Raw genomic sequence first — 24,303 nt, 5'->3', positions numbered from 1 at the left:
GCCGGACTCCCTCTCAATCCGCCTTCAAGAAGTCGCTTCCGAACGCCTTATCGAGCAGCTCAGCACCCGTGGTGATGACCGGTCGGAGCTGATGGCGATAGACCGTCCGAGTCGTGCTCGTTTTGGCGTGGCCGACAAGATCGGCGATCAGATCATCCGAAGCGCCCTGGTCTGACATGAGTGAGACGAAGGTGTGCCGAAGCTCCCGCGTTGTCCACTCCCCTGGAATCTCGGCATCCTCGACAACCGTGCGGAAGAACCGCCGGACGTTCCGCGCCTCCATCACCGTGTCGTTGCGAGTACCGAAGACGTAGACGATGCCGGCAGACTTGTGCCCGTTCCGCGCGCGACGCTCCCGCTGCTCAGCCTGATACGCGCTCAGGATCTCCACGATGAAGTCCGGGAGCCCAACCGCCCGCAGGAGCAGGTCTCATCCTTGACCGGGTTGAGGTGCGTGTTTTCCCACTTCAAAGGCCGCGCCTCCTCGGTCCGCACGCCGGTAAAGATCGACAGCGCGATGTAGGCGTGAATCCACTTCCCTTGGCTCTCTTCGAGAATTGCCTTCGCCTGGTCGAGCGTGAGCGACTTGCTCTGTCGGCTCTCCTTGCCCTCGAGAGCGTCCACGAGCATCGCGACGTTGCGCCGGACCTTGTTCCGCGACTCGGCATGTCGGATCACGCGGCGGAGCGTCCCCAGGATCCGCGCGATCGTAGAAGTCCTCAGGCCCTTCTTGACCAGACCCTCCAGGAAGTCGTCAACGTCGTTGGGCGTGAGCCGCTTCAGCTTGGCCTTGCCGATGCTCGGCACGATGTGCTTCTCGACCTCAGTCGTCTTCCGCTCGATCGTCGCCGGAGCACGGCCGCTGAGCTTGCGTTCGAGCCAGTCGCGGGCGGCCTGTTCGACGGTGTACTTGTCGCCGAGCTCGATGCCGTCGTCGAAGTCCTCCTTCAACTCCTTGAGCTTGGCGCGGACCTCCTTCTGCGTGGCACCTCGGACGCTCGGCCGGTTCCGAGACCCATCAGGCTTGTAGCCCAACGAGATCGAGCCGACATAGCAGCCGTTGGCCTCATCCCAGTAGATCGAACCGTCGCCGCGGCGAGCTTGCTTCCAAGCCCGGCGCTTCAAGCCCTCCTTACTGTCACTCATCGGTCCCGCCTCCGTTCCGGGCCTCACGGCGCATCTGTCTGGTATGGACCATCGCTTCCGCGATCGCTTGCGCTACTTCGCGTTCGGCATCGTTGTCATGCCCGAAGCCGACTGCTTCCCAGTCGTTGACGACCAGGACCGCGTCCTCGGTGACCTCCAGCTCAGCGAGGACCTCGGCGAGCCGGAACCGGGACCGGATCGCCCGCAGCTCCCCGAGAGTGGTCGACCAGGCCCGCGACTTGGTGAGGAAGTGACCGCGGAAGCCGAGCATGTGCGCCCAACGCCGCAGGTTCAGATCGGAGTACATCTCAAGGCCTCCAAGCTCCCATGCGGTGCGCATCATCGCCTTGTGGTGCGCCGAGACTGGCAGCTCCTCGATATCGGCCGCCGACCGGATACGCCTGTCGGGCCCGTCATGGGAGCCGGTGGACTTGGTGGCGTACTTCGCGACGTAGGAGGCCACCCGGTCAGCAGCGACCCGCGCCGACTCGCCTTCCTCGCTCCGGCCGGCATCGGTGATGTCCCGCAGATCCAACTGCGCCCCGAAGGCGAGATCCAGGACGGTCCCGTCTTTGCGTGCCGTCGTCACGGTGACCGAGTCCGCCGCCGAGCGCACCGCGTCCGCGAGGACCTTCTTCGAAGCCCACCGGGGCGGCGTCGCCGAAGCACCCTCCGCGCCGTCCAGGCGGACCGCGGCATGGAAGTGGACCATGCCCCGCCGCTGGTACTCCGCGACCTTCGAATACGACAGGCGGACTTCACGGTTCAGGTCCGCGACCCGCAGGCCGCCCAGACGAGTAAGCTCCCGCTTCAACGCGATCGTGAACCGATGCCACAGCGCGCCCGCGTGGGCCTGCCACAGCACCGCCGCCTCGAAGTCGTAGGCGCCCATGTCGATCGCCTGCCCGAGACGCGTGTCGGCCTCCTTGTGCCACTCCCCGCATGAGCATGGCCGCATGAGACGGCCACCGGCACCGACGACCCGGGAGTGGACCGGACCGAATGAGGGCGGCGTGAGGGTGACGAACCAACGGGGCCGGTCGGCAACGTCGGCCGTAATGCCCTTTGAGGCGTCGCCGCACAGTCCGGCCCGGATGAGGAGGAACGCGTCTTGGGCATACCACTGCGAGCAGGACGGGCACAGCTTCTCCCGCCGGGTCCCGCACGGCACCCACACCGAACCGACCTTGGACTTGAGGACCTTGCCGGAGGCGCGGTGCGTGATCGTGGAGGAACCGCACAGCTTCACCAGTGCCGCGCAGCCATGCACGGACTTGACCTTCTTGCGCCACAAGGCGAAGCCGGGAGAGCGCATGAGTTGCGCCAACTCCCGGTCACTGACCCAGGAGAATCTGCTCAGGGGTCGGGGTCTCGCCGGGAACCGGATCGAACGAGCCCTGCTCAGCTACGATCGAGTCCTCGTAGCGGACCTGAACAGCTTGGGCCTCAAGCCAAGCGCTGAACTTCACTGCCCGAGGCGCGGCCTTTCCCAGGAACGGTGCGAGCATGTCGCGGGCGATCGCGGCACCGTCCTCACCGGGAGCGGTGGTTGGTAGCGTGAGAGGACATCTGATACTCCTTGGAGCTATCTGAGGAATCCAGCCCTGGCGAGTTGCACCTGGCCGGGACTTTCTCGTCCTTCCCATAGGACGTTTACGCCCCTATATTAGAGGACATGAACGACCGCGTCAAGGACACAAATGACCTCTTCGGAGAAGACGATAAAGTCCCTGCTAGAGGACAAGAAGGTCCTCCCGCGGGGGGAGCTGAAACCGTGGAGATGAACGAAATCATCCAGGAAAAGCGCGAGGAGCGAGGGCTCTCGCAAGCCGCACTCGGGAAGCTGGCCGGCGTCGAGGCACGCCAGATCCGGCGCTACGAGGCGGGCGAATCCCATCCGACGCTGCCCGTCGCAGTGAAGATCGCGAAGGCCCTCGGCATCTCCGTCGATGAACTGGCCGGACTCGCCACCCACCACGTCGACCTCTCCGGAAGCTGGTGGACCAGCTGGCAGACCTCGAAGGTCTTCGAGGAAGTCATCACGGCCCAGGGAGTCGAGATCCGCCAGCAGGGAGAACAGCTCCGTATCGAGACCACGACCCGCGGCATCGCTGTCGAGGACGGCGGATACCACTGGAAGGGGGAACTTCGCCTGTGGGACAACGAAGTCCTCATCGGCTGGTACGCCGCCGACGACGGAGCGGTGCGCTCGAAGGGCACGTTCTACTTCACCGTGCACCCCCACGGCGTCCACATGAAGGGCCGCTGGGTCGGCATGAGCTACGACGGCAGCATCCGAACCGGCTGGGGCGCCATCGCGCGCAGCGAGGCCGAAGCACGTTCGCTAATCGTGGAACTCAAGCAGGAGGAGTCCTAAGTGCAGCCCCTCTGCGAAGTGACGATCACAGCCCCCGATGCCGGCTGGCTCGTCGAATTCACGCGCAAGCTGGTCGAAGAGCGCCTAGCCGCCTGCGGACACAACCTCACCGAGATCCGGTCCATCTACCGCTGGGACGGCCAAGTCCACGACGAGCCCGAAGCCCGCGTCATGCTCCACACCCGAGAGTCCCTGGTCCCCGAAATCATCGAGCTCGCCCGCCAGAAGCACCCCTACGAAGTCCCCTGCGTAATCTCGACACCAATCACACAAGCTAACTCCGAGTATCAGGCCTGGATCATTGCCGAAACCGAATAAACAGGGTAAATCACGCAGGTTGCAGCCACGTTCAACGGGTGGAACTTCCATTCCCACAGTTATATGCACTGCTACCTAGGGGTGACGTTGTAGTGATTGGAGTAAACTCGAAGCTTCTTCATGATGTACGCGGCAATTGCAGCGGCCTTCATTTTCGCATCACTAAGATGATGAAACTCCAGATGAAGATCGCGATCGCTTAGAGGAATCACCGCATCCGCGTAGGCGTCTTGCTCACCCAGGTCAACTTCGAAGCCGCCAAGTTCAGCATTGAAATCCGGAACATTTCTTGAAGCGAGTGCGCAGATAGCCTGATTGATCGATTTGTGACGCTTGGATGAGAGACCTTGGATATATGAATACGCCTCAAGGATCGAGTCAGACGTTCTACCTTTGGAGGTGGAGGTCAACTCATTCATTCCCGCGCCGCTAATGAATTTGCTGAAATCGGTGCTCCCAAAAGTCAAGTTTGCCTTTCCTTGACCCCTTTGGATTCCCAGCGCCTTCAACTCTTCTTGCATGTCCCCTGGACCGAATTCGGCGACTGCGTACACCACCGAACTTGGAGTCATCGTCACCAGCTTTGCACGGAACAGTGAAATCGTATACGCCAAATGATACTTAGGCGTTCCATTTCTCTCCTTCCACCACTTGCCAGCTTCCGATCGCGGCGAGTAGCTGACTAGCTCCTCTGCCTTCAGGATCATGGCGCCAGCTCGCCTTAGGCGATTTGCCTCGCCTACAATTCCGCTCGTAGAGGTGACAACAAAAAGAATCTCAGGAAGATCTTCTTGGACAAAATCTACCCGGCTTGCGATTTCGTCCCTGATAGACGAAAGAAAGTCTCCCACCGTGGAGCTTGAATCGATGGCTTCAAGAATAAACTCTTGCCCCATCCCAAGATCCTCGAGCCGCTGGTCAAGTTGAATGAAGAGCCGGTCCAGTACGTCTGACCATTCAGTCTTGGATGGCCCCAAAATCGTGACATCTGCCGTTTTAGGGGTGAGAGAAGTCCCCCCAATATCTCGCGCAAGAGCTATAAGCTCATTCTTCCAATCGTCATTCGTTGTAGGCCAACAAACAATGACATCTTCACGTTGCCTCAGGATTTGATTTAGCGTCGACATGAATTGGCGGAGGCCAACCGTGTCGTCAGAGGATTCTCTGCCATCCATCAACACCGGAATTGATCTATTGGTGCGAGAGGGCAAATTATCGTGAATCCAATTGGCTACGTCTCGCAGCGAAATGACAGTTGGAACTGAGAGCACTTGAGTGAACTTATCGGACATATTAATGGAGGCCGACCAGATCGAGGTGGTCTTACCACATCCACTCTTTCCGCTTAGGAACGCAAGAATGCCACCGCTTTGAATCTCGGTAGTCTTCCGAAGGATCTCGAATTTCTTTAGATCCTCCTGCACTCTGACAATAAGAGGAGCGGACTCAAGACGATCATTCACAAGAATATGTTCAAAACGAGTAGGTATCTTCATTGATAGTTCCTCACTCCATGCGCAACCGACTGGTATCAGATTAACACAGCAGTGTGCCCAGAAGCACGACCATCCTTCGCGCCCTGTGATGGGGCGTTGCATCATTCCTTATGCCTCTTTTCTCAGGACATGCCCTTCGTGAAACAGCCTTCACGTGCGTGTTCAAACTTTCTATACATCATTTTTCCAAGGGCGCGCTGCGCGCGCCTGGCGCTCGCCGCTCGCCCGGGGCATGCGACCTCCGGCCGTTCCGCGGGCGGCGGCGGCGCCAGCGAGACGGATCAAATGAAGAACGGCCAGCATGGAGCAGGACGCCGGTCCGGGTGGGTGCAGGGGCGCCAGGGCAGCGACGAGGAGACCGTGGGGAGCCCGGACCCCAGGCGGCTGTTCAGCGAGCATTGAGCCCGACGTAGCCCCGTTCGCCAACTCGGTTGAGGTCGACACGAACGTAGTCCGCCGCCATCGTGGAAGCGGTCCGCGGCGGTCGGCGGCACCACCGCAGGAGCAGATAAGGCTACTTGCCGTCGCAAGCGCTGGCTGCGGCAAAGTGGTAGGCAGGAATCGCTAAACCCCCTGAGGCACGGCTGGAGTGCTACGGTCCGTAAATGAAAGATCCCCAGTACCTTGCCGCTGTCGCTGCAATTCTGACCGCTTTGATCGCCTTGTTCGCGCTCGGGCTCAGCATCATCGGAGTCGTGCAGAGCAAGTCAGCTTCGAAGGACGCCCAGGCTGCTCGAGAGAAAGCCTCAGACGCCCAATGGAAGATGACCGAACATCTAGAAACAATCGCGGTGTCCCTCAGGGAGAGCTCGATTTCCGGCGCGGCAGCGGGTTCGTTGGGCGGTCAGCTCACAGCACGCTTGGTACGGCGCGGTCGAGGCGAGAGCCTGGTCGTGGCCAATGTTGGAACTCAACCTGTACGGGTTGAGGACATTGCTGTCATCGACCAGCCGAACATCTTGATCGCGAGCCAGGTTGAGCCACTGAGGGGGTCCGAGCTCCTTCCGGGTGAAGACCACTCGGTTCTGGCGGCCCTCTCCTTGGGCACGCGTCTCCCGCTCAAGGTTGCGCTGAAGTGGAGCGATTTCGACGGTCAACAGCACGAGAGAGAACAGCTAGTCAATTTCTCCAACTAGAGGTTGCGCGCTGATCAGAGCCGAATCCAGAGCCGTTCGCAGCGGACAACAACAGCCAACAACCACCATTGTCCACCGCCCTAAAATAGCCCTCAGCTGCGAAAACGTCCTCGAAACCGGACACTGCCGGGCACAGGTTCTTGCTTACAAGGAGGTGGTCACAGGCTCGATCCCTGTAGCACCCACCATAGACACCCAGGTCATAGGCCTCATTTACGCGACACGCCGACAGGCTCCAAGCTCTTGTCCATGTCCGCGTCCACGAAGACCATGAGCTCAACCCGTTGGTGACACTCTGATACTTCGGACCAGTAGAGTTCGGGGTGCAAGGAGTGACGAGTGTCAACACCAAAGGAGTAAGGCCTCAGGTAGTAGGCGATGTTCTCGGGGTCGATGATCGACCGGCGGGCCAGCACCGACCGGGCATCGCCGGCACGAAGCTCACCACCGGGCGGCAGCAGCCCCAGGCCCAGTCGTACTCGCGCGGGCCGCGTTCGTCGTCTCCTTGAGACAGGCGTGTCCTCGCCTCGGCTGGGACGTTCAAAGGCACCTGGGGACAACACCCGCTCGCCGCCTGGTGCGCAACACTATGGAATGCCTGCATGTGGTCCTGCGCCCGGGCAACGCCGGAGCGAACGACACCGCCGACCACCTCACGGTGTTCACCGCAACCCTCGTGCAAGTCCCCACCACGGGGGGAAGCTCTGTACGCATCGACGGGGCCGACGCCAGTCACACCCTGCTCGAACACTTCCATTCCCTCTGCACCACATGGCGGCGGGTCGCTTACACGGTCGGCTGGAAGATGACGCCCGCCGACGAGATCGCGATCGGCGCCCTGCCCGAGACCGCCTGGTCCGAAGCGGTCACCACCGGGGCGAAGTCCCGCACGGCTACCAGGTCGCGGAACCCACCGGGCTCTCCACCAGGCCCGGCTGGCCGACCGGGATGCGATTGATCGCCCGCCGCGTCCGCCCCTCGCGCCGCCAGATCAAGAACATGACCGCCTTCGAACGCGAACGCGGCTGGGTCTACTCGATCCAAGCCTCCAATATCGCCCACACCGGCCTCCGCTGGAACCTGGCAGGGACCGGCACGATCTAGTTCCTCGACGTCCTCCACCGAGGCCACGCCGTGGCCCGAGACCTCGTCCGGCAGGCCAAAGCCTGCGGCCTGCGCTTGTTGCACTCCCAGTCCTGGGCGGTGAACAAGGACTGGATGCTGGCCGCGAACCTCGCCGCCGACCTCGACACCTGACTCAGGCTCCTCGGCTTGCGCGACCAGCCCGACCTCGCAGGCTCCGAGATCCACGCGATGCGTCACCGCCTCTATACGATCCCCGGCCGACTCACCCGCCACGCGCGCAGGCGCACCCTCCGCCTCGCAGTCGACTGGCCCTGGGCCAAAGCCTTCACCCTGTGCTGGAACCGCATCGGCGCCATCGCGCCGTCACCGACCTGACCAATACCCCAGCCCCAACGACCCGTCGCCAAGAGGCGCAGACGCGGCCGCTACCAGGCAAGCGACATCGCCTGGCGCCACCGCTACGACACCGCGGTCCGGCACCTCCCCACACGGCCGCGGACAAACCAGGAGAACCTAGACCACCCCTCAAACCACAATGGGCGCAGACGAATCGAGGTTAAAACTCAAGCCCGATGTTGGCATTGATGCCACAGGGACCCGACTGGGGTTGTCAGACATAGGGCGGTGGCCCGAAAGGCGCGGCCGACGGGGTACGAACGGTCGGATTCACGGAGGCATGATCGTCGCAAAAAGTTCAGAAGTGCAATCGTGCCCATGCGTTACCAAATGAGGTTTGACAGGGGTACGGAACACGATCAGAATATCCTCCATGCCCCTCCGAACTCCCGATGACGCAAGCTGTGCCATCACTGTTGATCAAGTTTCCAAGGCCGTAATTGCCAAAGTGGCCCCTGGTGAGGCAGGTGTCCTTGACGTGTATCTCGTGGCTTATTCGCGAGACACAAGTGTCGTCGACGCAGTAGCCCGCCCCGGGGCCGACAGCACAGGCTTCGGAGAGTACCTCGAATCGACCACTCCATATGTGGTCGCCCTGTGTCACTTTACACTGCATCAAGTAATCATCAGTGCGGCGGTGGACACTGCTAAAGATAGAATACGAGGTGGGTCGAGATTTCTTCTGAACCGCATGCGGAAACCACAGACTCCACAAGTGACAGTGTCGACCATCACCAGCCTCACTTCGGCGCAGCTTAATCTGGTGCGAGAACGCACTGAACGCAAAGCGCTTCAGTTGGGATTGGCTGATGACACGGCGTCAGTTCTCGCAGACGCTGTTATCGGTTCGATTGTCGAAGCTACCAGCTGAGGCGACCCGTAACACTGCGATGGCACTAGCCCTCATCCGTTCGAAGGACACGAATGTGAACGAACGCCCTGCATCGATTCCCGAAGGCGGGAAGTCAGGACCGAAGCCGCATCCACATTTCGGCGACCTCATCCCACCACCTCCGCGTCGACCTCCAGTCGGCACTGCAGACGGCGAGGGCGATACCGGCGTGTACCTGCACATTCTCGAAGCGGCCGTGCAGGTCCCGAGTGACGCCCAGATGCGGCTCCTCATGCTGCTCGCAGTGCCGTGCACCTTGGTGCTGTTCGTATACTCGGTCACCGGGAACCCCATTGTATTCCTGGTGGTGTTCCTCCTCGCAAGTCGCCGAATGCGCGAGCGGCACCTTCGCCTGGTTCGGAAGAGGAAGCAGATTCCGCTAGCCAGCATCGAAAGTGCCTACCCAGTCCTGCATGCCATCGTGCACCTGGCGAAGCATTTCGATTACAGACAGGCGCCCACGGTTTTCCTGGATCCGAGGTCGCGGTTTCCCGCCGCGACCATTGGGACACCGATGCGACCGGCTCTTGCCCTGGGTCCGAAAATGCTCCAGTTGCACGAATCCGACAAGAACGTGTTCTACACGATTCTGGTCCACGAATTCTTCCACATGAGATTGGGAGACTTGTGGATCTCTTATATCGCAAGGGCTGCGATGCGAACGCTCATCGTTGTCGCCGCCCTGACCGCGATAATCCTCCCGCTGGGCAGCAACATGTATTCCGTGCTGATCTTCGCGCCTCTTCAGATCGGGATCATGGTTTGGGTCTGTACAGTTGGAGTCCTCGGCGTTGAACGGCAGCGCGAATTTTATGCGGACGCGTTCACCGCGCTGCATTTCAAAGGGACCGCGATCGTACGCCGCGCCTTGACTGTGTCCGAGCGCCCTGTTCGACGTGCGTTTCGCTCGTTTCGCACACATCCCACTTTTAGCGAGCGGCGAGCGGCGCTAGAGGAACCTGAGCGGGCATTGCGCATGCGCGCCTCATGGGTGTTCGCTGCCGGGATCGCCACAGGAGTCCTCGTTCCCTCCCTATTCCGGTTCCTGTTCAGCCTCTTCGAGAACACCGCCGTCGGCGCCTACAGCCTGCATATTGCGGCAGGGATCGCTGGAACCGGTTTGGCACTCGTGCTCTCCACCGGTATCTGGCGCAACACCCATCTCGCCATGATGCTCGGAGCGAAACCCGATCGAGGCGTTGCCGCCGGCGCGGCCGCCGGGGTCGGTCTCATCATCGGCAGTCTGCTGCCCGTCGAGGAAGCGTACGGCCTGAGCTACCCGGCAATGCCTCTGTTTGTCTTCGCGATAGTCGCGATTCCGGTTGCCCTCGTCCTCTATTGCGCCTGGCTGTCCTGGTGCGCCCGGATCTATCTCATCCGTGAACCCTGCGTATGGCTCCGCGTCACCTACATGGAGGACTACACGGGGGCGCTGCTAGTCCTCCGGGTCGGATCAGCGGTGGTCGGCGCTGCCCTGGTGTACGCCATTTATTTGATGACGATCGGCTCATCGGTCGAGATCAGCATCAAGATCGCCTCAGTAGTACCTCCTCCATCGGTCGCTGACCATTTCCTCATCATGCAGCAGCACGTGCCGATGGCCTTCTTCACCTATGTGGGGCACCATCCGGGGCTGTACGTAGTGCTGGCGTTGGCTGCTTTGACCACGTGGTCGATCTTTCGGCGGGGACAGCGTGCGGCGTACCGTTTCCGCAGCGACCTGCTCGCATCGAAGCCTCCCTCCCACCCGAAGGACGACACAGGGGGCATGAGTGATGGTTGAGCCGGCAGGACTCTCCGGCCCCGTGGGAAACCTGGTAAGCATGCTGATGCGGCGAGCGCAGGACCATCGCAGAAAGCAGCGTCTGCGACGCGGGAAGGACACCACCGAAGTCCGCTCCGCGCTGGAAACGGTCGTCAGCGACGCTGTGGCCGATGCCGGGCGGCTCCTTGATCTTCCGGTCGTGTCCTGACATCATTGGGCCCTAACGCCGGGTCCTCACATTCCGCGGAAGCGGCGGTGCCATGTCGCAGTTCAGGCAGTCAGCAGTCGGTAGATGCTGCGGCGACTGATCCCGTACTCCGCGGCCAACTCTTTCTTGCAATAGCCGGCCCGCGCCGCGGCCAGTAGCCGCTGATAGTCGGCCGGATCAAGGCGGTCCCTGATCGCGCAGGGTTCTCCGTTATGGGACGAAGCTGCCAACGCCGAGTCTGGCGGACCCGGCTGGTGCCGTTCCCGGGCCGCCGCGGCCGAAATGACGTCCCGTACGCGCGCCAACATGCCTGTGACCTGCGGTGATGAGCTGCAGTAAGCGGCGCTAAGGTCCACTTGGCGTTCATTGCCTTGCAGCGAGGCCCTTCGGGGTGCGGCCCAGCGGGCTTCAGGTGTTGGTTTGTGCGTTTTGGAGGGCGGCTATTGCTTCTGGGGATCCTGTTAGGTCGGTTTCGGCGGCTTCTCGGCGGCCGCTGAGGTAGAGCAGGATCTCCACTGGTTGGCCGGTCAGTACCGCGCCTCCGGCGGGGCCAAAGCGGCGTGTTCGGCCTCCCGGGCTGCGCAGTTCCAGGCCGTGCGGGCGGATCTTGCGGGCGGCACGCCAGCCGGTCAGACGGCTCATCTTCCAGGCGACCTCGTCGAGGTCGGGGCGGTCGGTCCGGCTGTCCATGCCGTTGGCGCGGCGGATGTCCTCGTGGTGGATCAGGTACTCGACGCCGTTCAGGGCCGTGCGGACTCCCGGTATCCGCCACGGCAGCAGCGGGGCTCCCGCGCGGAGCCGGTCGATCAGGGCGGGGAGGCCTTTGGCCTTCTCCGCCGCCATGTTCGCCTCGGTCCATTTGGCGAAGTGCTCGCGCAGCACAAGGTGCGCGGCGAGGTCGAGGGTGGTCCAGCCTTCGCACAGGGTCGGCGCGTCGGGTCCCAGTTCGGCCAGCAGATCGCACAGGTCCCGGCGTTCGCGCGCGTCGAGCGGCATCGCTCGCTCCTTTGTGCTCATTCGCTTCTTCCCCGATCCCGGCCGCGGTGGCCATTTCATCGTACGTCCGTGAGCGGGGCTCAGGCCGGTTCGCCGTCCTGCGTTCCGAGGCGGTCGATCCGCTCCGACAGCTTCGCGGAGAGGCGGCCGAGTTCGGCGAACTCCTCGGCGGTCAGGCCGTCGAGGACGAGGCTGCGGACGAGGTGGACGTGCTTGGGAGCGGCGGCCTCGATGACGGCGCGGCCGTGCGCGGAGATCGCCACATAGGCGCCGCGGCCGTCCTCTTCGCACTCCTCGCGGGCGACGAGGTCGCGTTTGATCATGCGGCGAATCTGGTGGGACAGGCGGCTGCGCTCCCAGTCGATCTCCTTGGCGAGGTCCTGGAAGCGGACGCGGCCCTCCGGGACGTCGGTGAGCGCGACGAGCACCTCGAAGTCGGCGCTGGACAGGCCCGAGCGCGCCTGGAGGTCGGCGGCCATGCGGGCCGAGAGCTTCAGGTGGAGGCCCACGAAGGCGCGCCACGAGCGCTGCTCGTCGGCGCTCAGCCAGGGGACTGCGCTCGATTGGGGGACGGCGTCGTTCACACCGCCGATCCTACTCTTAGTTGATGCGTCATCTAACTTGCACCGCGATTTTGGAAGGGTGTGCGTCGTGAAAGCCGAGTATAGTTGATGTGTCACCTACTTATCGGAGGTCGCCGATGCCACGGAAGCACCGCGCCGCGCTCACCCGGACTGAGCTGGACGGCTGGCGCGTCTTCATCGAGACGACCGAGGACCTGCGCACGGCCCTGGCCGGGCGGTTCCAGTCCGACAGCGGGATCTCGGCCGGGGACTACCGGGTGCTGCTGGAGCTGAGCGAGGCGTCCGGTCGGCGGCTGCGCTCCTCGCACCTGGCCGAAGCGATCGGCTGGGAGCGCAGCCGGCTCTCGCACCACCTGGGACGCATGGAGCAGCGGGGGCTCATCCGGCGCGAGGCCGCGTCCGGCGACCACCGCGGCGCCGAGGCCGTGCTCACCGAGGAGGGGCGCGACGCCCTGCGGCGGTCGAGCGTCCCCCACTTCCACGCCATCCGCGAACTCTTCATCGACGCGCTCACCCCGACGCAACTCGCGGCCGCACGGGACGTCGCCGAGACCCTCCGCGACCATCTCGCCGGGCTCAAGGAGCCCGGCGAGTAGCCGTCAAGCGCCGAGTTCGGCCTCCAGCCACTGGAGCACCTGCGGCGTGGCCTTGTCGACGGCGTCGGCGAACTCGGGGTGCTTCTTGACGAACCGCGCGACGTACGGGCAGACCGGCACGATGCGCTTCCCGGCCGCACGCGCGTCGATCAGCGCCCGCTCCACGAGCGTGGACGCCAATCCCTTGCGGGCGAAGGCCTTGTCCACCTCGGTGTGGTAGAAGATCCGCTGGTCGCCGCGGTCGCGGTAAGCGGTCAGCCCGGCGCGAGCGCCGTCGATCGCGATCTCGTAGAGGCGCTCGGCGTCCACGCGCCGCACGACCGGCTCGTCGGCCCGTTCGCGGGCCGGCGGGTTGCGCCGCGGCAGGATCACCGCGTTGGGCAGCGGCGGCGCGGGGAGCCGGCGTCCGGGATAGCCCTCGACGACGCCGAAGCGGTCGGAGCCGGCCTCCCAGTCCTCACGGGCCCTGACGATCTCGTCATGGCTGCGCGCGATGAAGTTCCACCACATGACGATCTCCTCCTCGAACGGCGGCCCGCCGAGCAGGATCGTCCTCGCCGGAGCATCCGAGTCGTTCACCAGCGCCAGGGACTTCGCGCCCCTGGCCGCGTAGCCGAGTTCGGCCGGGCGGATCACCTTGCCGTCCAAGCGGATGTCCCCGGCGTCCACGAGCAGCCCGTGCTCGAATCCCGGGTCGACATCGAGTGTGACCGCGGCGTGTGGTTCGAGGTCGATCTGGGCGCCCAGCAGCGGCGTGAAGGTGCGGACCGGCGCGGTCGACCCGGCGAGCGAGCCGAGGAAGACCCGGATCTCGGCCCCGTCGAGGCGCACCGGCTCGGGCGCGTAGTGCTGGAAGTCGCGGCCGGCGCCACGGTCGGCCTCGGGCAGCGCGACCCACAGCTGGACCCCGTGCAGGACTTCGGTGTCGGGAGTGGAGACCTCGGAGTGGGCGATGCCGCCACCCCCGGTCATCAGGTTCATCTCGCCGGGGCGGATAAATGCGTGACTGCCGAGGCTGTCGCGGTGCTCGATCTCGCCGCTGAAGAGCCAGCTGACGGTCTGGAGCCCGGTGTGCGGATGCGGGGGCATGTCCATGCCGCCGCTGGACGGCACCCGGACCGGGCCGTAGTGGTCGGCGAAGCACCAGGCGCCGATGAGGGTCCGCGCCCGCTGCGGCAGCGTGCGCCGCACCAGCAGCGCCCGCGGGCCGCCGAGGGGCACGTCACGCGCCGCGAGCACCTCCACCCCGGCCCCGCCGTCGTCCGGCGGGCCGGACCGCATCGCTTCCGGAGCCGCTTCCACATTGCTCACCTGGACCACCCGCAATCCGAAGTAGTTGTCACATCATCTATATTCTCACGAGCATAGCCCTACGATCGCGGAAGCCGACCGGTTCCGCGGTCGGCGACGCGAAGGAGGCCGACGTGAGCGACGGACCAGCGAGGATCTTCATCGACCGGCAGACGCCCGAGGCCTTCGCGGCGATGCGGGAGACCGCCCGCGCGGTGCGCGAGGCCGCGGCCGAGGCCGGGCTCGACCGCATCCTCGTCGAACTGGTCAACCTGCGCGTCTCGCAGATGAACCGCTGCGCCTACTGCCTCGACCTGCATACGAAGGCGGCGCTGAAGGCGGGCGAGTCGACCCGGCGGCTGGGAGTCCTGGCGGCCTGGCGCGACACCGGGCTGTTCTCCCCCGCCGAGCGGGCCGCGCTCGCGCTGGCCGAGGCGACCACCGAACCCGCGAACGCGGCCGCGCAGGACGCCGCCTACGCGGCCGCGCGCGAGGCGCTGACCGAGGACCAGACCGCCGCGGTCATCTGGGCGGCGATCGCCATCAACGCGTTCAACCGGGTCTCGATCATGAGCCGGCACCCGGTGCGGCCGGATTGACGGACCGGGCGGTGGCGCTCGTCGCAGCCGCGGCCAAGATAGTTGACGCATCATCTATATGGATTTACAGTTGACGTGTCAATCAGTTCCCGGCCCGCGGGCCGGGCGATCGAGGAGAGCACCGTGAACGGCATCGAGTTCGGTATCGACAGCTTCGGCGACCTGCCCCGGGACGACCAGGGCGAGGTCACCTCGTTCGCCCGGGCCATCCGCGCCACCGTCGACGAGGCGGTCCTCGCCGACGAGACCGGGATCGACGTGGTGGCCCTCGGCGAGCACCACCGCCCCGAGTTCGCCATCTCCTCCCCCGAGACCGTCCTGGCCGGGATCGCGACGCGGACCTCCCGCATCCGGCTCTCCTCGGGCGTGACCGTGCTCAGCTCCGACGACCCGGTCAGGGTGTTCCAGCGCTTCGCGACCGTCGACGCGCTCTCGAACGGCCGCGCCGAGATCATCCTCGGCCGCGGGTCCTTCACCGAGTCCTTCCCGCTGTTCGGCTACGACCTCGCCGACTACGACGCGCTCTTCGAGGAGAAGATCGACCTCTTCCACAAGCTCCTCGACGAGAAGCCCGTGACCTGGAAGGGCACCCAGCGCGCGACCCTGATCGACCAGGACGTGTTCCCCAAGACCGAGTCGGGCCGCCTGCCCACCTGGGTCGGCGTCGGCGGCAGCCCGCAGTCGGTGGTGCGCACCGCCAAGTACGGCTTCCGGCTCATGCTCGCCGTCATCGGCGGCCCGGCCGAGCGCTTCGCGCCCTACGTCGACCTCTACCGCCGCGCCGCCGACCAGCTCGGCACCACCGCGTACCCGGTCGGCCTCCACTCCCCCGGGTTCATCGCCGACACCGACGAGGAGGCCAAGGAGCTGTTCTACCCGGGCTACAAGGTCGTGCGCGACCGCATCGGCGCACTCCGCGGCTGGCAGCCGCTGCGCCGCGAGGAGTTCGAGAGCGAGGTGGCGCAAGGCTCGCTCTACATCGGATCGCCCGAGACGGTGGCACGGAAGATCGCCGCCAACGTCCGCGCCCTCGACGTCGGCCGCTTCGACATGATCTACTCCGCGGGCGGCGCCATGTCCGCCGGCGCGCGCCTGCGGGCCGTCGAGCTCTACGGCACCAAGGTCATCCCGATGGTCCGCGACATGCTCGCCGACGAGGACGGCGGCGCGCGATGACCCGCCCGCACACGATCGGCGTCCTCGGGGCCGGCAAGGTCGGCACCGTCCTCGCCCGCCTGGCGGTCGCGGCCGGGTACCGGGTCCTCGTCGCGGGCTCCGGCGACCCGGAGAAGATCGCGCTCACGGTCGAGGTCCTCACGCCCGGCGCGGTCGCGGTGACCGCGGCCGAGGCCTCCGGGGAGGCCGACATCGTGATCCTCGCGCTGCCCTTGGGCAAGTACCGGACGATTCCGGCGGCGGAGCTGGGGGACGCGCTGGTCGTGGACGCGATGAACCACTGGTGGGAGGTCGACGGCCCCCGCGAGCGCGTCCTCGATCCGGGCGCGACCTCCAGCGAGGCCGTGCGGGCGTTCCTGGGCGCGGCGCACGTGGTCAAGGCCTTCAACCACATGGGCTACCACGATCTCGAGGCCGAGGCTCGGCCCGCCGGTGCGAAGGGCCGCAAGGCCATCGCGATCGCCGGCGAGGACACCGACCTCGCGCGGGCCGCGGTCCTCGTCGACGCCCTCGGGTTCGATCCCGTGGCCGCCGGGCCCCTCGCCGCGGGCGCCCGCATGGAACCGGGCACGCCGGTCTTCGGGGCCAACGTGGACGCCGAGCGGCTCCGCGAGCTGCTCGGCGAGGCGGCCGCGGTCTAGGCCTTGTATTCGCTCGGAGGCGACGCGATCGGTCGGCGCGCGGGCGTTCCGGTCGTGCTGTGCTTATCGGGCGACGACCAAGTGGAGGTGGCGGTCGGCGACGCCGATGACGACCTGCTGTCCCCAGGTGACGGTGAGGCGGTCGGACTCGACGCCGTCGGCGAAGACCACGAGTCGCTCGCTCTCGCAGACCAGCCGCAGCTCCTCCCCCGTCCGCAGCGTCCCCGCGGTCAAGGTGGTGCCGGTCGCCGGCGAGGGCCAGGCCTCCCTGACGAACCAGGCCAGGGACGGCTCCTCGGGGTCCGGCACGCTCTCGTCGCGGCCGCGTTCGGCCGCGACGGAAGCGCACCAGCCGGTGGCGCCGGTCCCGGTGCCGATGAGGACGCCGGAGGAGGACTGGCGCTCGCCGCGCCCGCTCGCGTCGGCGAGTCGGTAGCGCGCGGACTGGTGGGAGGCGTGGCCCGCGTAGATCTCGTTGAGGCCGGCCAGTTCCTGGCCGTCGTCGAGCCGGGCGGTGACCATGGTGAGCCGCCGGATCGGCGCGGACTGCGCGGCGACGGCCCGGAGGACGCCCTCGATCGCATCGGCCCGGAAGCGGATCAGGACGCCGGGGTTGCGGCCCGGCTCCGGGTCGACGCCGACGACCGGCTGGCCGGCCAGGTACTTGGCGAGGTTGGCGACCAGGCCGTCCTGGCCGACGGCGACCACGATGTCCTCGGGTCCGAACAGGAACCGCGGCAGGTCCTCGCGGTCGACCCGGCCGCGGCGCCAGTCGGCCGGGACGGCCGCGTCCACGGCGGTGAGCGCGGATTCGAGGGCCTCGTGGCGGGCGGTGACCTCGTCGAGGTCGCGGCCGCGTCCGCGCAGGAAGTGCTCGGCCGCGGCGCGGGTGCCGTGGCGGGCGAGCAGTTCGTCCAGTTCGCTGCGGCGGCTGACGACGACCACTCTGGGGGCGAGCGTGGCGCTCATCGCTGGCCGTCCGCGAGCCGCGTGAGGGCGCCGCTGAGGAGGTCCGGGGTGATGGTGAGCTGGCCGATCTCGGGGAGTTGGCCCGCGAGTTCGCGCAGGGCGAGCGCCTGGAGGACCGACGTGGGCAGGTCGCGGTAGACGGCCATGCGGGCCGCCTCGGCCTCGGCCTCGGCTTCGCCGACGGAGCGGATCTGGTCGGCCTGCGCGGCGGCGAGGGCGCGGGCCTTGTCCGCTTCGCCTTGGGCCGCCGCGAATCCGGCGGCGGCGTCCAGTTCGGCGCGGCGCTTGTCGTTGGCGCCCTTCTGCTCCACGAGCTGCTCCTCGCGGCGGGCGAGTTCGATCTTGTTCTGGAGCTCGTTCTCGGCGATGGCCCGCTCCTGCTCGACGGCCTGGGCGCGGCGGGCGTACGTGGCCTTGTCGGCGTCCTGCTGCACCGCTTCGCGGGTCGGCGTCTGGAGCGAGCGCTCCATCTCGGGTTCGGGGCGGATCGCGACGACGCGGGCGCTGACGACCTCGACGCCGACCTCGGCGAGCCGGGCGTCGTCGGCGAGCGCGGCGGCAACCGCCTCGCGGACCTCGGTGATGGCGACGGTGAGGGCCTCGGCGAGCGGGACGCGGGCGAGCAGGTCGAGGGCGGGCTGCTGGGCGAGTTCGGTGAGGAGGGTCGCGACCTGGTCGAGCGGCCGGGCGCGGGCGCGGCCGGTGTACGGGTCGACGGAGAAGTCGAGGCGGGTGGCGGCCAGCGCGGGGTCGGCGATCCGGTAGGTGACGGTGGCCTGGACGGTGACGTCGGCGAAGTCGGCGGTTCGGGAGTGGAACATCAGCGGGAGTTCGCGGTCGTCCACGGGCACTTCGGAGAGGACGGCCACGAGGGGGCGGTACCAGAACGACTGGCCGGTGCCCTCCTGGACGGAGCGGTCGCCCTTCTGGAAGCGGACCCATACGGTGGGGGTGCCGCGCAGGTGGCGCATGTGCAGGAGTCTCGTTACGTCGGCCATGGGTGGCCTCCTTTTCTCGTCACCATGACGATAAGGCTTGTGCTAGGTTATCGTCAATATGGTGATAACGGGTTTTCCAGTGTTCGCGGTCACGGTCGACCTCGTGGTGCTCACGGTCCGGGAGGGCGATCTGCACGCGCTGCTGGTCAGGCGCGGCATCGAGCCCCATCGCGACCGCTGGGCGCTGCCGGGGGGCTTCGTGCTCGCCGACGAGGACCTGCCCGCGGCGGCGCGGCGCGAGCTGGCCGAGGAGACCGGCATCGCCGGTCCGGGCGGGCATCTGGAGCAGCTGGGCAGTTACGGTGCGCCCGAACGTGATCCGCGGGGGCGGGTGGTCACGGTGGCGTACCTGGCGTTCCTGCCCGACCTGCCGGCGCCGACGGCGGGCAGCGACGCGGCCGAGGCCCAGTGGCGGCCGGTCGGCCAGCGGGGCCTGGCGTTCGACCACGACCGCATCCTGGCCGACGGGGTGGAACGGGCCCGGTCCAAACTGGAGTACACGCCGCTCGCGGCGGCGTTCTGCCCGCCGGAGTTCACGATCGCCGCGCTGCGCCAGGTCTACGAGGCGGTGTGGGGCGAGCCGCTGGACCCGCGGAACTTCCACCGCAAGGCGACCTCGACCCCGGGTTTCGTGACCCCCACGGGAGCGTCGACCGAGGGCGGCACGGGCCGCCCGGCCCGCCTTTTCCGCCAAGGCGACGCCCGGATGCTCAACCCCCCGCTGCTGCGCCGCAGACCCGACTGAGGCGCGAGCGCCCCGATTCGGCCGACGGGGGCCGCTTTTCGGCGCGGATTTGACATTGACACGGTGGCAAGGTCTTTACTTGGGTGCCGGAGGTGGTTCCCATGAACGTGGAGCACACGGATTCGCCGGGCACGGGCCCGGTCGCGGCGCTGGCCGCCGCCGACGCGTCGACGCGGCTCAAGGCCGCGCTCGCCATCGGCACGCATCCCGAGCCCTCGCAGGTCGAGGCGCTGGTCGCGCGGTGCGGGGTCGAGCCGGACTTCTTCGTGCGGGACATGCTCACGTGGGCGCTGACGCGCTTCGCACCGGAGGTCACCGTGCCGCGGCTGCGCGCGGAGCTTTCGGGAAGCGCGCAGGCGCGGAGCCAGGCGCTGCATACGCTGTCCAAGATCGGGGACGCCCGGGCGTGGCCCGCGATCACGCGGGACCTGCTGCGCGACCCCGACGAGGAGGTCGCCCGCAGCGCGTGGCGCGCCGCCGTCGCCCTCGTGCCCGAAGGGCGGGAGGAGGACTTGGCCGAGGAGCTCGCCGCGCAGTTCGGCCGCGGCGACCGGGAGCTGCGGCTCAGCCTGAGCCGGGCCCTCGTCGCGCTCGGAGCGGCGATCGAGCCGGTCCTCGATCGGGCGAAGGCGAGCGGCGACCCGGAGGTCCGCGCACACGCGGGGGCCACGGAGCGGCTGCTGCTCGACCCGGACGCCGGGTTCGAGCTCGCCGTGCACGAGGCGAAGCGGATCGTCGCATTGGGAGGGGAGCCGGGTGCTGATAGGTGAGGTCGCGCGCCGCTCGGGGGTCAGCGCCAGGATGCTCAGGCACTACGACGCCCTCGACCTGGTGCGGCCCACCGGCCGCACCGTCGGCGGCTACCGCGAGTACGCCGAGGAGGACCTGCGGCGGATCTTCCACGTCGAGAGCCTGCGGACGTTGGGCCTGTCGCTGCGCCAGATCGGGCAGGTGCTGGGCGACCCCGGCTTCTCGCCCTCCGCGCTCATCGCCGACCTCACCCGGGAGGCCGAAGCGCGGCTGGGCCGGGAGCGGGAGCTGCTGCGGCGCCTGCGCGCGGTCGACGCGTCCGAGCCCTCCGGCTGGGAGGACGTCCTGCGGATCGTCGAGCTCCTGCACGGGCTCGGGTCGCCGAGCGCCGCCCGGCGCCAGCAGGCCGTCCTCGCACCGGAGGCGGAGGCGCCCGCGCCGGTGCTGGCCGAGGCGATCCTGGCCGAGGCCGATCCGAACGTCGCCGGGGCCCTGCGGTGGGCGCTCGCGCGGTCCGACAGCGACGCCGCCGCGGACCTCGCGGCCGGTCTGCACTCCGAGGACGTCGAGGTCAGGCGGCGGGCGGTGGCGGCCCTCGCCGAGGTTCCCGGTGAGGCGGCGACCGCAGCGCTCACCGAGGCGCTCGCGGACGAGGACGCGACCGTCCGCAGGCACGCCGCGCTCGCGCTGGGCGCGCGCGGCAGGGACGAGGCGGTGCCGGTGCTCGTCGGCATGGTCGTCGAGGGCGTGAACGACGTCGACGCGGCCGAAGTGCTGGGCGCCCTCGCGCGGGACCCGGCGAGGGCCGAGCGGATCGAACGCGATCTGCTCGACCAGGTCGCGGCGCCGCCGGCGGTGCGGATGCGCCTGGTCCAGGCGGCCGCCGAGCTGCCGACGGCCGTGGCACTGGAGGTGCTGGCGCGGCTGGCCCGCGACGAGGACCGGACCGTGGCCCGCGCCGCCGCGGCGCTCGCGGGCCTCATCGAAGACCCGAGCGAGGACGCCGGGCGCTGACGCCCCGCGGCGGAGCCGGGCTCCGCCGCGGGCGCGGTCAGCCTTTGAGGCCGGTGTGGGCCAGGCCCTCCACGAACTGGCGCTGGGCCACGATGAAGACGATCAGGACCGGCAGCGCCGTCATCGTCGCCGCCGAGAGCTGGACGTCCCACATCGGACCGCCGTAGGCGTCGGTGAACTGCGTCAGCGCCTGCGGCAGCGTGAACTTCTCCGGGGTGGACAGGAACACGACCGGTTCGAGGTAGAGGTTCCAGCTGTGCAGGAACGAGAAGATCGCGACCGCGCCGAGCGCCGGGCGCGACAGCGGCAGCGCCATCCGCCAGTAGAGCCCGAAGCGGCCCAGGCCGTCCATGCGCCCGGCCTCCTCGATCTCGGCGGGCAGCGCGATGAAGAACTGCCGCATGATCAAGGTCGCCAGGACGCTCGGGGCGCCGAAGATCGGCACCAGCAGCAGCGGCCAGTGCGTGTCGACCATGCCGAACCGGTTGAACATCTGGAACAGCGGCACGATCGTGACCTCGCTCGGGATGAGCAGGCCGACGAGGACGACGAGGAACAGCAGGTTGTGCCCGGGGAACTTGATGCGCGCGAACGCGTACCCGGCCATCGAGGACACCGCGAGGGTCCCGACGGTGACGACCAGGGCGATGTACATGCTGTTGAAGTACTGCACGCCGAAGGGCGCGAAGTCGAACACGCGCCCGTAGGCGTGCAGGGTCGCGTCGGCGGGCCACAGCGTGGGCGGGAACGCGAAGATCTCGTTCGCCGGCTTGAGGCTGGAGGTGACCATCCACCAGGTGGGGAACACGAACGGGACGGCCAGGACGCACAGCAGCCCGTAGAGGGCGAGCTTGGCCCTGCGGGAGCGCTCAGTCCTCATGGACGACCCACTTTCTGCGCATCTGCCACTGAATCACGGTGAGCACCAGGACGATCGCGAACAGCAGCACCGAGAGGGTCGCGCCGTAGCCGAAGTCGTGGAACTGGAAGGCGTTCTGGTACAGGTAGTAGACGAGCACCGTCGTCGAGGTGCCCGGCCCGCCCTTGGTGAGGACGTCGATCTGCGCGAACACCTGGAGCGAGCCGACGACGGTGATGATCGAGGTGAGCAGGATCGTGGGGCTGATCATCGGCATCGTGATGCGCCGGAACCGCGTCCACGCGCCCGCGCCGTCGATCGTGGACGCCTCGTACAGCTCCTTGGGGACCCCTTGGAGCGCGGCGAGGAACAGGACCATGTTGAGCCCCACGTTCTTGAGCACCTGCACGACGATGACGGCCGCCATCGCGGTGGTCTCCCCGCGCAGCCAGTTCGGGCCCTCCGCGCCCACCACCGACAGCAGCCCGTTGATGCCGCCGTCGTCCTGGAGCAGGAAGCGCCACACGATCGTCCAGGCCACCAAGGTGACCGCGACCGGCGAGAAGAAGATCGTGCGGAACAGGATCGTGCCGCGCAGCTTCTGGTCGAGCAGGATCGCCAGCACCAGCGCGAGGCTCAGGTTGAGCGCGACCAGCCCGACCGAGAACGCCGCGGTCGCCCCCAGCACGCCCGGCAGGGCCGGGTCCTGGACGAGCCGCTCGTAGTTCTCGGCGCCGGTGAACCGGAAGCCCCCGGCGAGCACGTTCCACTCGTGGAAGCTGTACCAGAACATCAGCCCGAGCGGCAAGAGCACGAACACGAGCGTCCCGGCCAGTTGCGGCCCGGCGAACAGGAACCCCGCCAGGTTGTCCCGGCGGCGGGCGGTCCACCAGGAGGGCCGCGCCGGCCGGGAGGCTTCCCGGCCGGGCGCGGTTTCGGTGTCCGCCTCGGTCATCGCGCCAGCAGCGGGTCGATGGCGGCGCACAGGTCGGCCAGGACGGCCTCCACGTCGGCGCCGGGGGTCCACAGCGGGTCGAGCGCGGCGCGCACGGCCTGGTCGAGCTGGGCCTGGCCGGTGTGGCTGGGCTTGACGACGCCCGAGTCGATCCGGTCGATGACGACCGCCTGGAGCTGCTCGGCGCTCAAGAGCGGGTTGGCCTGGCCGAGGACCTCGGCGGTCAGCTGCGAGGCGCGCGGCGGCGGGAAGAACTGCGCGAGCTTCACGGAGTTCTCCGGGTTGGTCATGTAGGCGAGGAAGTCGGCCGCCTCCTCCGGGTGCGGGGCGACGGTGAGGACGCCGAGGCCGCCTTGGCCGATGACGGCGTACTCGCCCGAGGGCCCGGCCGGGAGCGGCACGAGGTCCCACGCGAACGGGGCCTCGGCGAGGAGCCCGGCGCGCGAGATCTGCGTGACGGTGAAGGCGGCCTCGCCCGCGAAGAAGTCCGCGGTCGTGCCCGGTCCGGGCATGGCCTCCTGCTCGAACACGGCGTCGTGCATGAACGTGAGCGCCTCGGTCATCTCCGGGTCGTCGAAGCCGCACTCGGTGCCGTCGGCGCTCCAGGCGCTGGCGCCCCAGCCGGTCCACAGGGTCGAGAGGTTGTCCCAGCCGGTGTAGTCGAAGTCGCGGATGACGATGCCGTCGGCGCCGGTCTGGGCGTGGACGGCCGCGCCGGCCTCGACGACCCGGTCCCAGTTCCACTCGCCGGACTCGATGAGCTCGGCGGCGGTGGGCTGACCGGCCTCGGCGAGGAGGTCGTCGTTCGCGAACATCGCGAACGGCGAGGTCGAGAACGGGTAGGCGTACAGCTCGTCGCCCTCGCGCCACAGCTCGGTGGCGGCCGGGACGAGGTCGTCGTACTCGTAGCCGTCGGTGCCCGAGAGCGTCTCGGACAAGGGCACCAGGGCGCCGCTGGTGACGAAGTCGGGCGCGGCGTTCTCCAGGATCCAGGCCAGGTCGGGGGCGTTGTCGCCGGCGATCTGGGTGGTGAGGGTGCTGGTGTAGCCGTCGAACGGGAGCGGGTCGAACTCGATCGCCTCCACGTCGGGGTGGTCGGCGATGTAGGCGTCGGCGATCTCGTTCAGCATCGCGAGGTGGTCCTCGTTGGCCGACCAGGTGGTCATGCGCAGCGTGACCGGCCCGTCGTCGGATCCGCCGCCGCAGGCGGCGAGGACGAGCGGCGCGGCCAGCGCGGCGGCCAGCAGGAGTCGCGGGTGTCTCATAAGGGGTTCTCCTTCTCGGTAGACGGCTCTGTCTGTGAGCGGCAAG

General features: G+C 67.3%; 27 protein-coding genes and 1 pseudogene. 15 read left to right on the top strand and 13 right to left on the bottom strand.

What is annotated here, in order from left to right; genetic code table 11:
• Positions 1 to 13: 13 nt before the first annotated feature.
• The 3 genes from IF12_RS25010 to IF12_RS0113825 are packed head-to-tail and all read right to left on the bottom strand — an operon-like array spanning position 14 to position 2,461.
• Positions 14 to 391 carry a tyrosine-type recombinase/integrase gene (locus IF12_RS25010; RefSeq protein ID WP_166659614.1) on the bottom strand — a complete coding sequence of 126 codons (378 nt, stop codon included), beginning with the start codon at positions 389 to 391 and terminating at the stop codon, positions 14 to 16.
• On the bottom strand, positions 379 to 1,146 hold the full coding sequence (locus IF12_RS23085) for a site-specific integrase (protein WP_081913585.1): 768 nt from the start codon (positions 1,144 to 1,146) through the stop codon (positions 379 to 381). Before IF12_RS23085 ends, IF12_RS25010 begins: the two co-directional genes overlap by 13 nt.
• On the bottom strand, positions 1,139 to 2,461 hold the full coding sequence (locus tag IF12_RS0113825) for a replication initiator (protein ID WP_035749081.1): 1,323 nt from the start codon (positions 2,459 to 2,461) through the stop codon (positions 1,139 to 1,141). The genes IF12_RS23085 and IF12_RS0113825 overlap by 8 nt, the downstream gene beginning before the upstream one ends.
• 465 nt (positions 2,462 to 2,926) lie before the next feature.
• Here IF12_RS0113825 and IF12_RS0113815 point away from each other — a divergent pair, with 465 nt between their 5' ends.
• Together IF12_RS0113815 and cutA are read left to right on the top strand one after the other, a co-directional pair.
• The gene (locus IF12_RS0113815; RefSeq protein ID WP_030159203.1) at positions 2,927 to 3,523 is read left to right on the top strand and encodes a helix-turn-helix transcriptional regulator; all 597 of its coding nucleotides are present in this window, start codon (positions 2,927 to 2,929) and stop codon (positions 3,521 to 3,523) included.
• Positions 3,524 to 3,841, top strand: coding sequence for a divalent-cation tolerance protein CutA (gene cutA / locus IF12_RS0113810; RefSeq protein WP_030159200.1), 318 nt, complete (start codon positions 3,524 to 3,526; stop codon positions 3,839 to 3,841).
• A gap of 71 nt (positions 3,842 to 3,912) precedes the next feature.
• Here the strand turns inward: cutA and IF12_RS25670 are convergent, their stop codons facing one another.
• The gene (locus tag IF12_RS25670) at positions 3,913 to 5,337 is read right to left on the bottom strand and encodes a hypothetical protein (protein WP_133884350.1); all 1,425 of its coding nucleotides are present in this window, start codon (positions 5,335 to 5,337) and stop codon (positions 3,913 to 3,915) included.
• A 605-nt stretch (positions 5,338 to 5,942) separates the two neighbouring features.
• Here IF12_RS25670 and IF12_RS0113805 point away from each other — a divergent pair.
• The 6 genes from IF12_RS0113805 (at position 5,943) to IF12_RS0113780 (ending at position 10,630) form a co-directional block, all read left to right on the top strand.
• Entirely contained in the window at positions 5,943 to 6,473 is a 531-nt protein-coding gene (locus IF12_RS0113805; RefSeq protein ID WP_030159198.1) for a hypothetical protein, read from the top strand.
• A 948-nt stretch (positions 6,474 to 7,421) separates the two neighbouring features.
• Complete coding sequence (locus tag IF12_RS25665; protein WP_156036837.1) at positions 7,422 to 7,577, top strand: hypothetical protein; 156 nt, start codon at positions 7,422 to 7,424, stop codon at positions 7,575 to 7,577.
• A gap of 30 nt (positions 7,578 to 7,607) precedes the next feature.
• Positions 7,608 to 7,730 (top strand): hypothetical protein, encoded by a 123-nt coding sequence (locus IF12_RS26920; protein ID WP_255343551.1) that lies wholly within the window; start codon positions 7,608 to 7,610, stop codon positions 7,728 to 7,730.
• Between the two features lie 15 nt (positions 7,731 to 7,745).
• Positions 7,746 to 7,934 (top strand): transposase, encoded by a 189-nt coding sequence (locus IF12_RS24200; RefSeq protein WP_133884351.1) that lies wholly within the window; start codon positions 7,746 to 7,748, stop codon positions 7,932 to 7,934.
• Between the two features lie 394 nt (positions 7,935 to 8,328).
• Entirely contained in the window at positions 8,329 to 8,826 is a 498-nt protein-coding gene (locus tag IF12_RS26225) for a hypothetical protein (protein ID WP_166659615.1), read from the top strand.
• A gap of 55 nt (positions 8,827 to 8,881) precedes the next feature.
• Positions 8,882 to 10,630: a M48 family metalloprotease gene (locus tag IF12_RS0113780; protein ID WP_166659616.1), complete on the top strand. Its 1,749-nt coding sequence runs from the start codon at positions 8,882 to 8,884 to the stop codon at positions 10,628 to 10,630.
• Between the two features lie 598 nt (positions 10,631 to 11,228).
• Here IF12_RS0113780 and IF12_RS0113775 read toward each other — a convergent pair.
• A complete protein-coding gene (locus IF12_RS0113775; protein ID WP_030159192.1) occupies positions 11,229 to 11,816 on the bottom strand; it encodes a maleylpyruvate isomerase family mycothiol-dependent enzyme in 588 nt (195 codons plus the stop codon).
• Positions 11,817 to 11,896: 80 nt separating this feature from the next.
• Positions 11,897 to 12,400 (bottom strand): MarR family winged helix-turn-helix transcriptional regulator, encoded by a 504-nt coding sequence (locus IF12_RS0113770; protein WP_051704376.1) that lies wholly within the window; start codon positions 12,398 to 12,400, stop codon positions 11,897 to 11,899.
• 116 nt (positions 12,401 to 12,516) lie between these two features.
• On the opposite strand from IF12_RS0113770, the gene IF12_RS0113765 reads away from it, so the two are divergent.
• Positions 12,517 to 12,996, top strand: coding sequence for a MarR family winged helix-turn-helix transcriptional regulator (locus IF12_RS0113765; RefSeq protein ID WP_030159187.1), 480 nt, complete (start codon positions 12,517 to 12,519; stop codon positions 12,994 to 12,996).
• 3 nt (positions 12,997 to 12,999) lie between these two features.
• On the opposite strand, the gene IF12_RS27240 is transcribed toward IF12_RS0113765, so the two are convergent.
• Both IF12_RS27240 and IF12_RS0113760 read right to left on the bottom strand, forming a co-directional pair.
• Positions 13,000 to 13,305: a GNAT family N-acetyltransferase gene (locus IF12_RS27240; protein WP_369807728.1), complete on the bottom strand. Its 306-nt coding sequence runs from the start codon at positions 13,303 to 13,305 to the stop codon at positions 13,000 to 13,002.
• A 36-nt stretch (positions 13,306 to 13,341) separates the two neighbouring features.
• Positions 13,342 to 14,277, bottom strand: a pseudogene (locus IF12_RS0113760) (pirin family protein); the annotation flags it as partial.
• Positions 14,278 to 14,420: 143 nt separating this feature from the next.
• On the opposite strand from IF12_RS0113760, the gene IF12_RS0113755 reads away from it, so the two are divergent.
• From IF12_RS0113755 to IF12_RS0113745, 3 genes are all read left to right on the top strand, one after another.
• Positions 14,421 to 14,885, top strand: coding sequence for a carboxymuconolactone decarboxylase family protein (locus IF12_RS0113755; protein WP_030159183.1), 465 nt, complete (start codon positions 14,421 to 14,423; stop codon positions 14,883 to 14,885).
• Positions 14,886 to 14,966: 81 nt separating this feature from the next.
• A complete protein-coding gene (locus IF12_RS0113750) occupies positions 14,967 to 16,061 on the top strand; it encodes an LLM class flavin-dependent oxidoreductase (RefSeq protein ID WP_369807727.1) in 1,095 nt (364 codons plus the stop codon).
• Complete coding sequence (locus tag IF12_RS0113745) at positions 16,058 to 16,702, top strand: NADPH-dependent F420 reductase (RefSeq protein WP_030159179.1); 645 nt, start codon at positions 16,058 to 16,060, stop codon at positions 16,700 to 16,702. The genes IF12_RS0113750 and IF12_RS0113745 overlap by 4 nt, the downstream gene beginning before the upstream one ends.
• A 63-nt stretch (positions 16,703 to 16,765) precedes the next feature.
• Here IF12_RS0113745 and IF12_RS0113740 read toward each other — a convergent pair whose 3' ends face one another.
• Positions 16,766 to 17,671, bottom strand: a complete 906-nt coding sequence (locus tag IF12_RS0113740) for an inorganic polyphosphate kinase (RefSeq protein WP_030159177.1) — start codon at positions 17,669 to 17,671, stop codon at positions 16,766 to 16,768.
• Complete coding sequence (locus IF12_RS0113735; RefSeq protein ID WP_030159175.1) at positions 17,668 to 18,669, bottom strand: SPFH domain-containing protein; 1,002 nt, start codon at positions 18,667 to 18,669, stop codon at positions 17,668 to 17,670. Before IF12_RS0113735 ends, IF12_RS0113740 begins: the two co-directional genes overlap by 4 nt.
• Positions 18,670 to 18,727: 58 nt before the next feature.
• Between IF12_RS0113735 and IF12_RS0113730 the strand changes: the two genes are divergently transcribed.
• From IF12_RS0113730 to IF12_RS0113720, 3 genes are all read left to right on the top strand, one after another.
• Entirely contained in the window at positions 18,728 to 19,414 is a 687-nt protein-coding gene (locus tag IF12_RS0113730; RefSeq protein WP_030159173.1) for an NUDIX domain-containing protein, read from the top strand.
• A 101-nt stretch (positions 19,415 to 19,515) separates the two neighbouring features.
• Positions 19,516 to 20,184: a HEAT repeat domain-containing protein gene (locus IF12_RS0113725; RefSeq protein ID WP_133884352.1), complete on the top strand. Its 669-nt coding sequence runs from the start codon at positions 19,516 to 19,518 to the stop codon at positions 20,182 to 20,184.
• Positions 20,171 to 21,178, top strand: a complete 1,008-nt coding sequence (locus IF12_RS0113720) for a HEAT repeat domain-containing protein (protein ID WP_030159169.1) — start codon at positions 20,171 to 20,173, stop codon at positions 21,176 to 21,178. The genes IF12_RS0113725 and IF12_RS0113720 overlap by 14 nt, the downstream gene beginning before the upstream one ends.
• Positions 21,179 to 21,215: 37 nt before the next feature.
• On the opposite strand, the gene IF12_RS0113715 is transcribed toward IF12_RS0113720, so the two are convergent.
• The 3 genes from IF12_RS0113715 to IF12_RS0113705 are packed head-to-tail and all read right to left on the bottom strand — an operon-like array spanning position 21,216 to position 24,257.
• The gene (locus tag IF12_RS0113715) at positions 21,216 to 22,058 is read right to left on the bottom strand and encodes a carbohydrate ABC transporter permease (RefSeq protein ID WP_030159167.1); all 843 of its coding nucleotides are present in this window, start codon (positions 22,056 to 22,058) and stop codon (positions 21,216 to 21,218) included.
• Complete coding sequence (locus IF12_RS0113710) at positions 22,048 to 22,992, bottom strand: carbohydrate ABC transporter permease (protein ID WP_030159165.1); 945 nt, start codon at positions 22,990 to 22,992, stop codon at positions 22,048 to 22,050. The genes IF12_RS0113715 and IF12_RS0113710 overlap by 11 nt, the downstream gene beginning before the upstream one ends.
• Positions 22,989 to 24,257 carry a sugar ABC transporter substrate-binding protein gene (locus IF12_RS0113705; RefSeq protein ID WP_030159163.1) on the bottom strand — a complete coding sequence of 423 codons (1,269 nt, stop codon included), beginning with the start codon at positions 24,255 to 24,257 and terminating at the stop codon, positions 22,989 to 22,991. The genes IF12_RS0113710 and IF12_RS0113705 overlap by 4 nt, the downstream gene beginning before the upstream one ends.
• Positions 24,258 to 24,303: the final 46 nt, after the last annotated feature.

The sequence above is a fragment of the Glycomyces sp. NRRL B-16210 genome, from assembly GCF_000719515.1.
In the GTDB taxonomy this organism is placed as follows: domain Bacteria; phylum Actinomycetota; class Actinomycetes; order Mycobacteriales; family Micromonosporaceae; genus Glycomyces.
This window is presented reverse-complemented; position numbering and strand designations above follow the sequence as displayed.

What these genes read in the sequence shown, in the direction of transcription:
- IF12_RS0113735 (WP_030159175.1), bottom strand. Translation starts at nt 18,669, where the DNA reads ATGGCCGACGTAACGAGACTCCTGCACATGCGCCACCTGCGCGGCACC.
- IF12_RS0113730 (WP_030159173.1), top strand. Translation starts at nt 18,728, where the DNA reads ATGGTGATAACGGGTTTTCCAGTGTTCGCGGTCACGGTCGACCTCGTG.
- IF12_RS0113775 (WP_030159192.1), bottom strand. Translation starts at nt 11,816, where the DNA reads ATGCCGCTCGACGCGCGCGAACGCCGGGACCTGTGCGATCTGCTGGCC.
- IF12_RS0113725 (WP_133884352.1), top strand. Translation starts at nt 19,516, where the DNA reads ATGAACGTGGAGCACACGGATTCGCCGGGCACGGGCCCGGTCGCGGCG.
- IF12_RS0113715 (WP_030159167.1), bottom strand. Translation starts at nt 22,058, where the DNA reads ATGAGGACTGAGCGCTCCCGCAGGGCCAAGCTCGCCCTCTACGGGCTG.
- IF12_RS25665 (WP_156036837.1), top strand. Translation starts at nt 7,422, where the DNA reads ATGCGATTGATCGCCCGCCGCGTCCGCCCCTCGCGCCGCCAGATCAAG.
- IF12_RS0113805 (WP_030159198.1), top strand. Translation starts at nt 5,943, where the DNA reads ATGAAAGATCCCCAGTACCTTGCCGCTGTCGCTGCAATTCTGACCGCT.
- IF12_RS0113745 (WP_030159179.1), top strand. Translation starts at nt 16,058, where the DNA reads ATGACCCGCCCGCACACGATCGGCGTCCTCGGGGCCGGCAAGGTCGGC.
- IF12_RS25670 (WP_133884350.1), bottom strand. Translation starts at nt 5,337, where the DNA reads ATGAAGATACCTACTCGTTTTGAACATATTCTTGTGAATGATCGTCTT.
- IF12_RS0113710 (WP_030159165.1), bottom strand. Translation starts at nt 22,992, where the DNA reads ATGACCGAGGCGGACACCGAAACCGCGCCCGGCCGGGAAGCCTCCCGG.
- IF12_RS26225 (WP_166659615.1), top strand. Translation starts at nt 8,329, where the DNA reads ATGCCCCTCCGAACTCCCGATGACGCAAGCTGTGCCATCACTGTTGAT.
- IF12_RS0113765 (WP_030159187.1), top strand. Translation starts at nt 12,517, where the DNA reads ATGCCACGGAAGCACCGCGCCGCGCTCACCCGGACTGAGCTGGACGGC.
- IF12_RS0113705 (WP_030159163.1), bottom strand. Translation starts at nt 24,257, where the DNA reads ATGAGACACCCGCGACTCCTGCTGGCCGCCGCGCTGGCCGCGCCGCTC.
- IF12_RS0113815 (WP_030159203.1), top strand. Translation starts at nt 2,927, where the DNA reads ATGAACGAAATCATCCAGGAAAAGCGCGAGGAGCGAGGGCTCTCGCAA.
- IF12_RS0113740 (WP_030159177.1), bottom strand. Translation starts at nt 17,671, where the DNA reads ATGAGCGCCACGCTCGCCCCCAGAGTGGTCGTCGTCAGCCGCCGCAGC.
- IF12_RS0113825 (WP_035749081.1), bottom strand. Translation starts at nt 2,461, where the DNA reads ATGCGCTCTCCCGGCTTCGCCTTGTGGCGCAAGAAGGTCAAGTCCGTG.
- IF12_RS23085 (WP_081913585.1), bottom strand. Translation starts at nt 1,146, where the DNA reads ATGAGTGACAGTAAGGAGGGCTTGAAGCGCCGGGCTTGGAAGCAAGCT.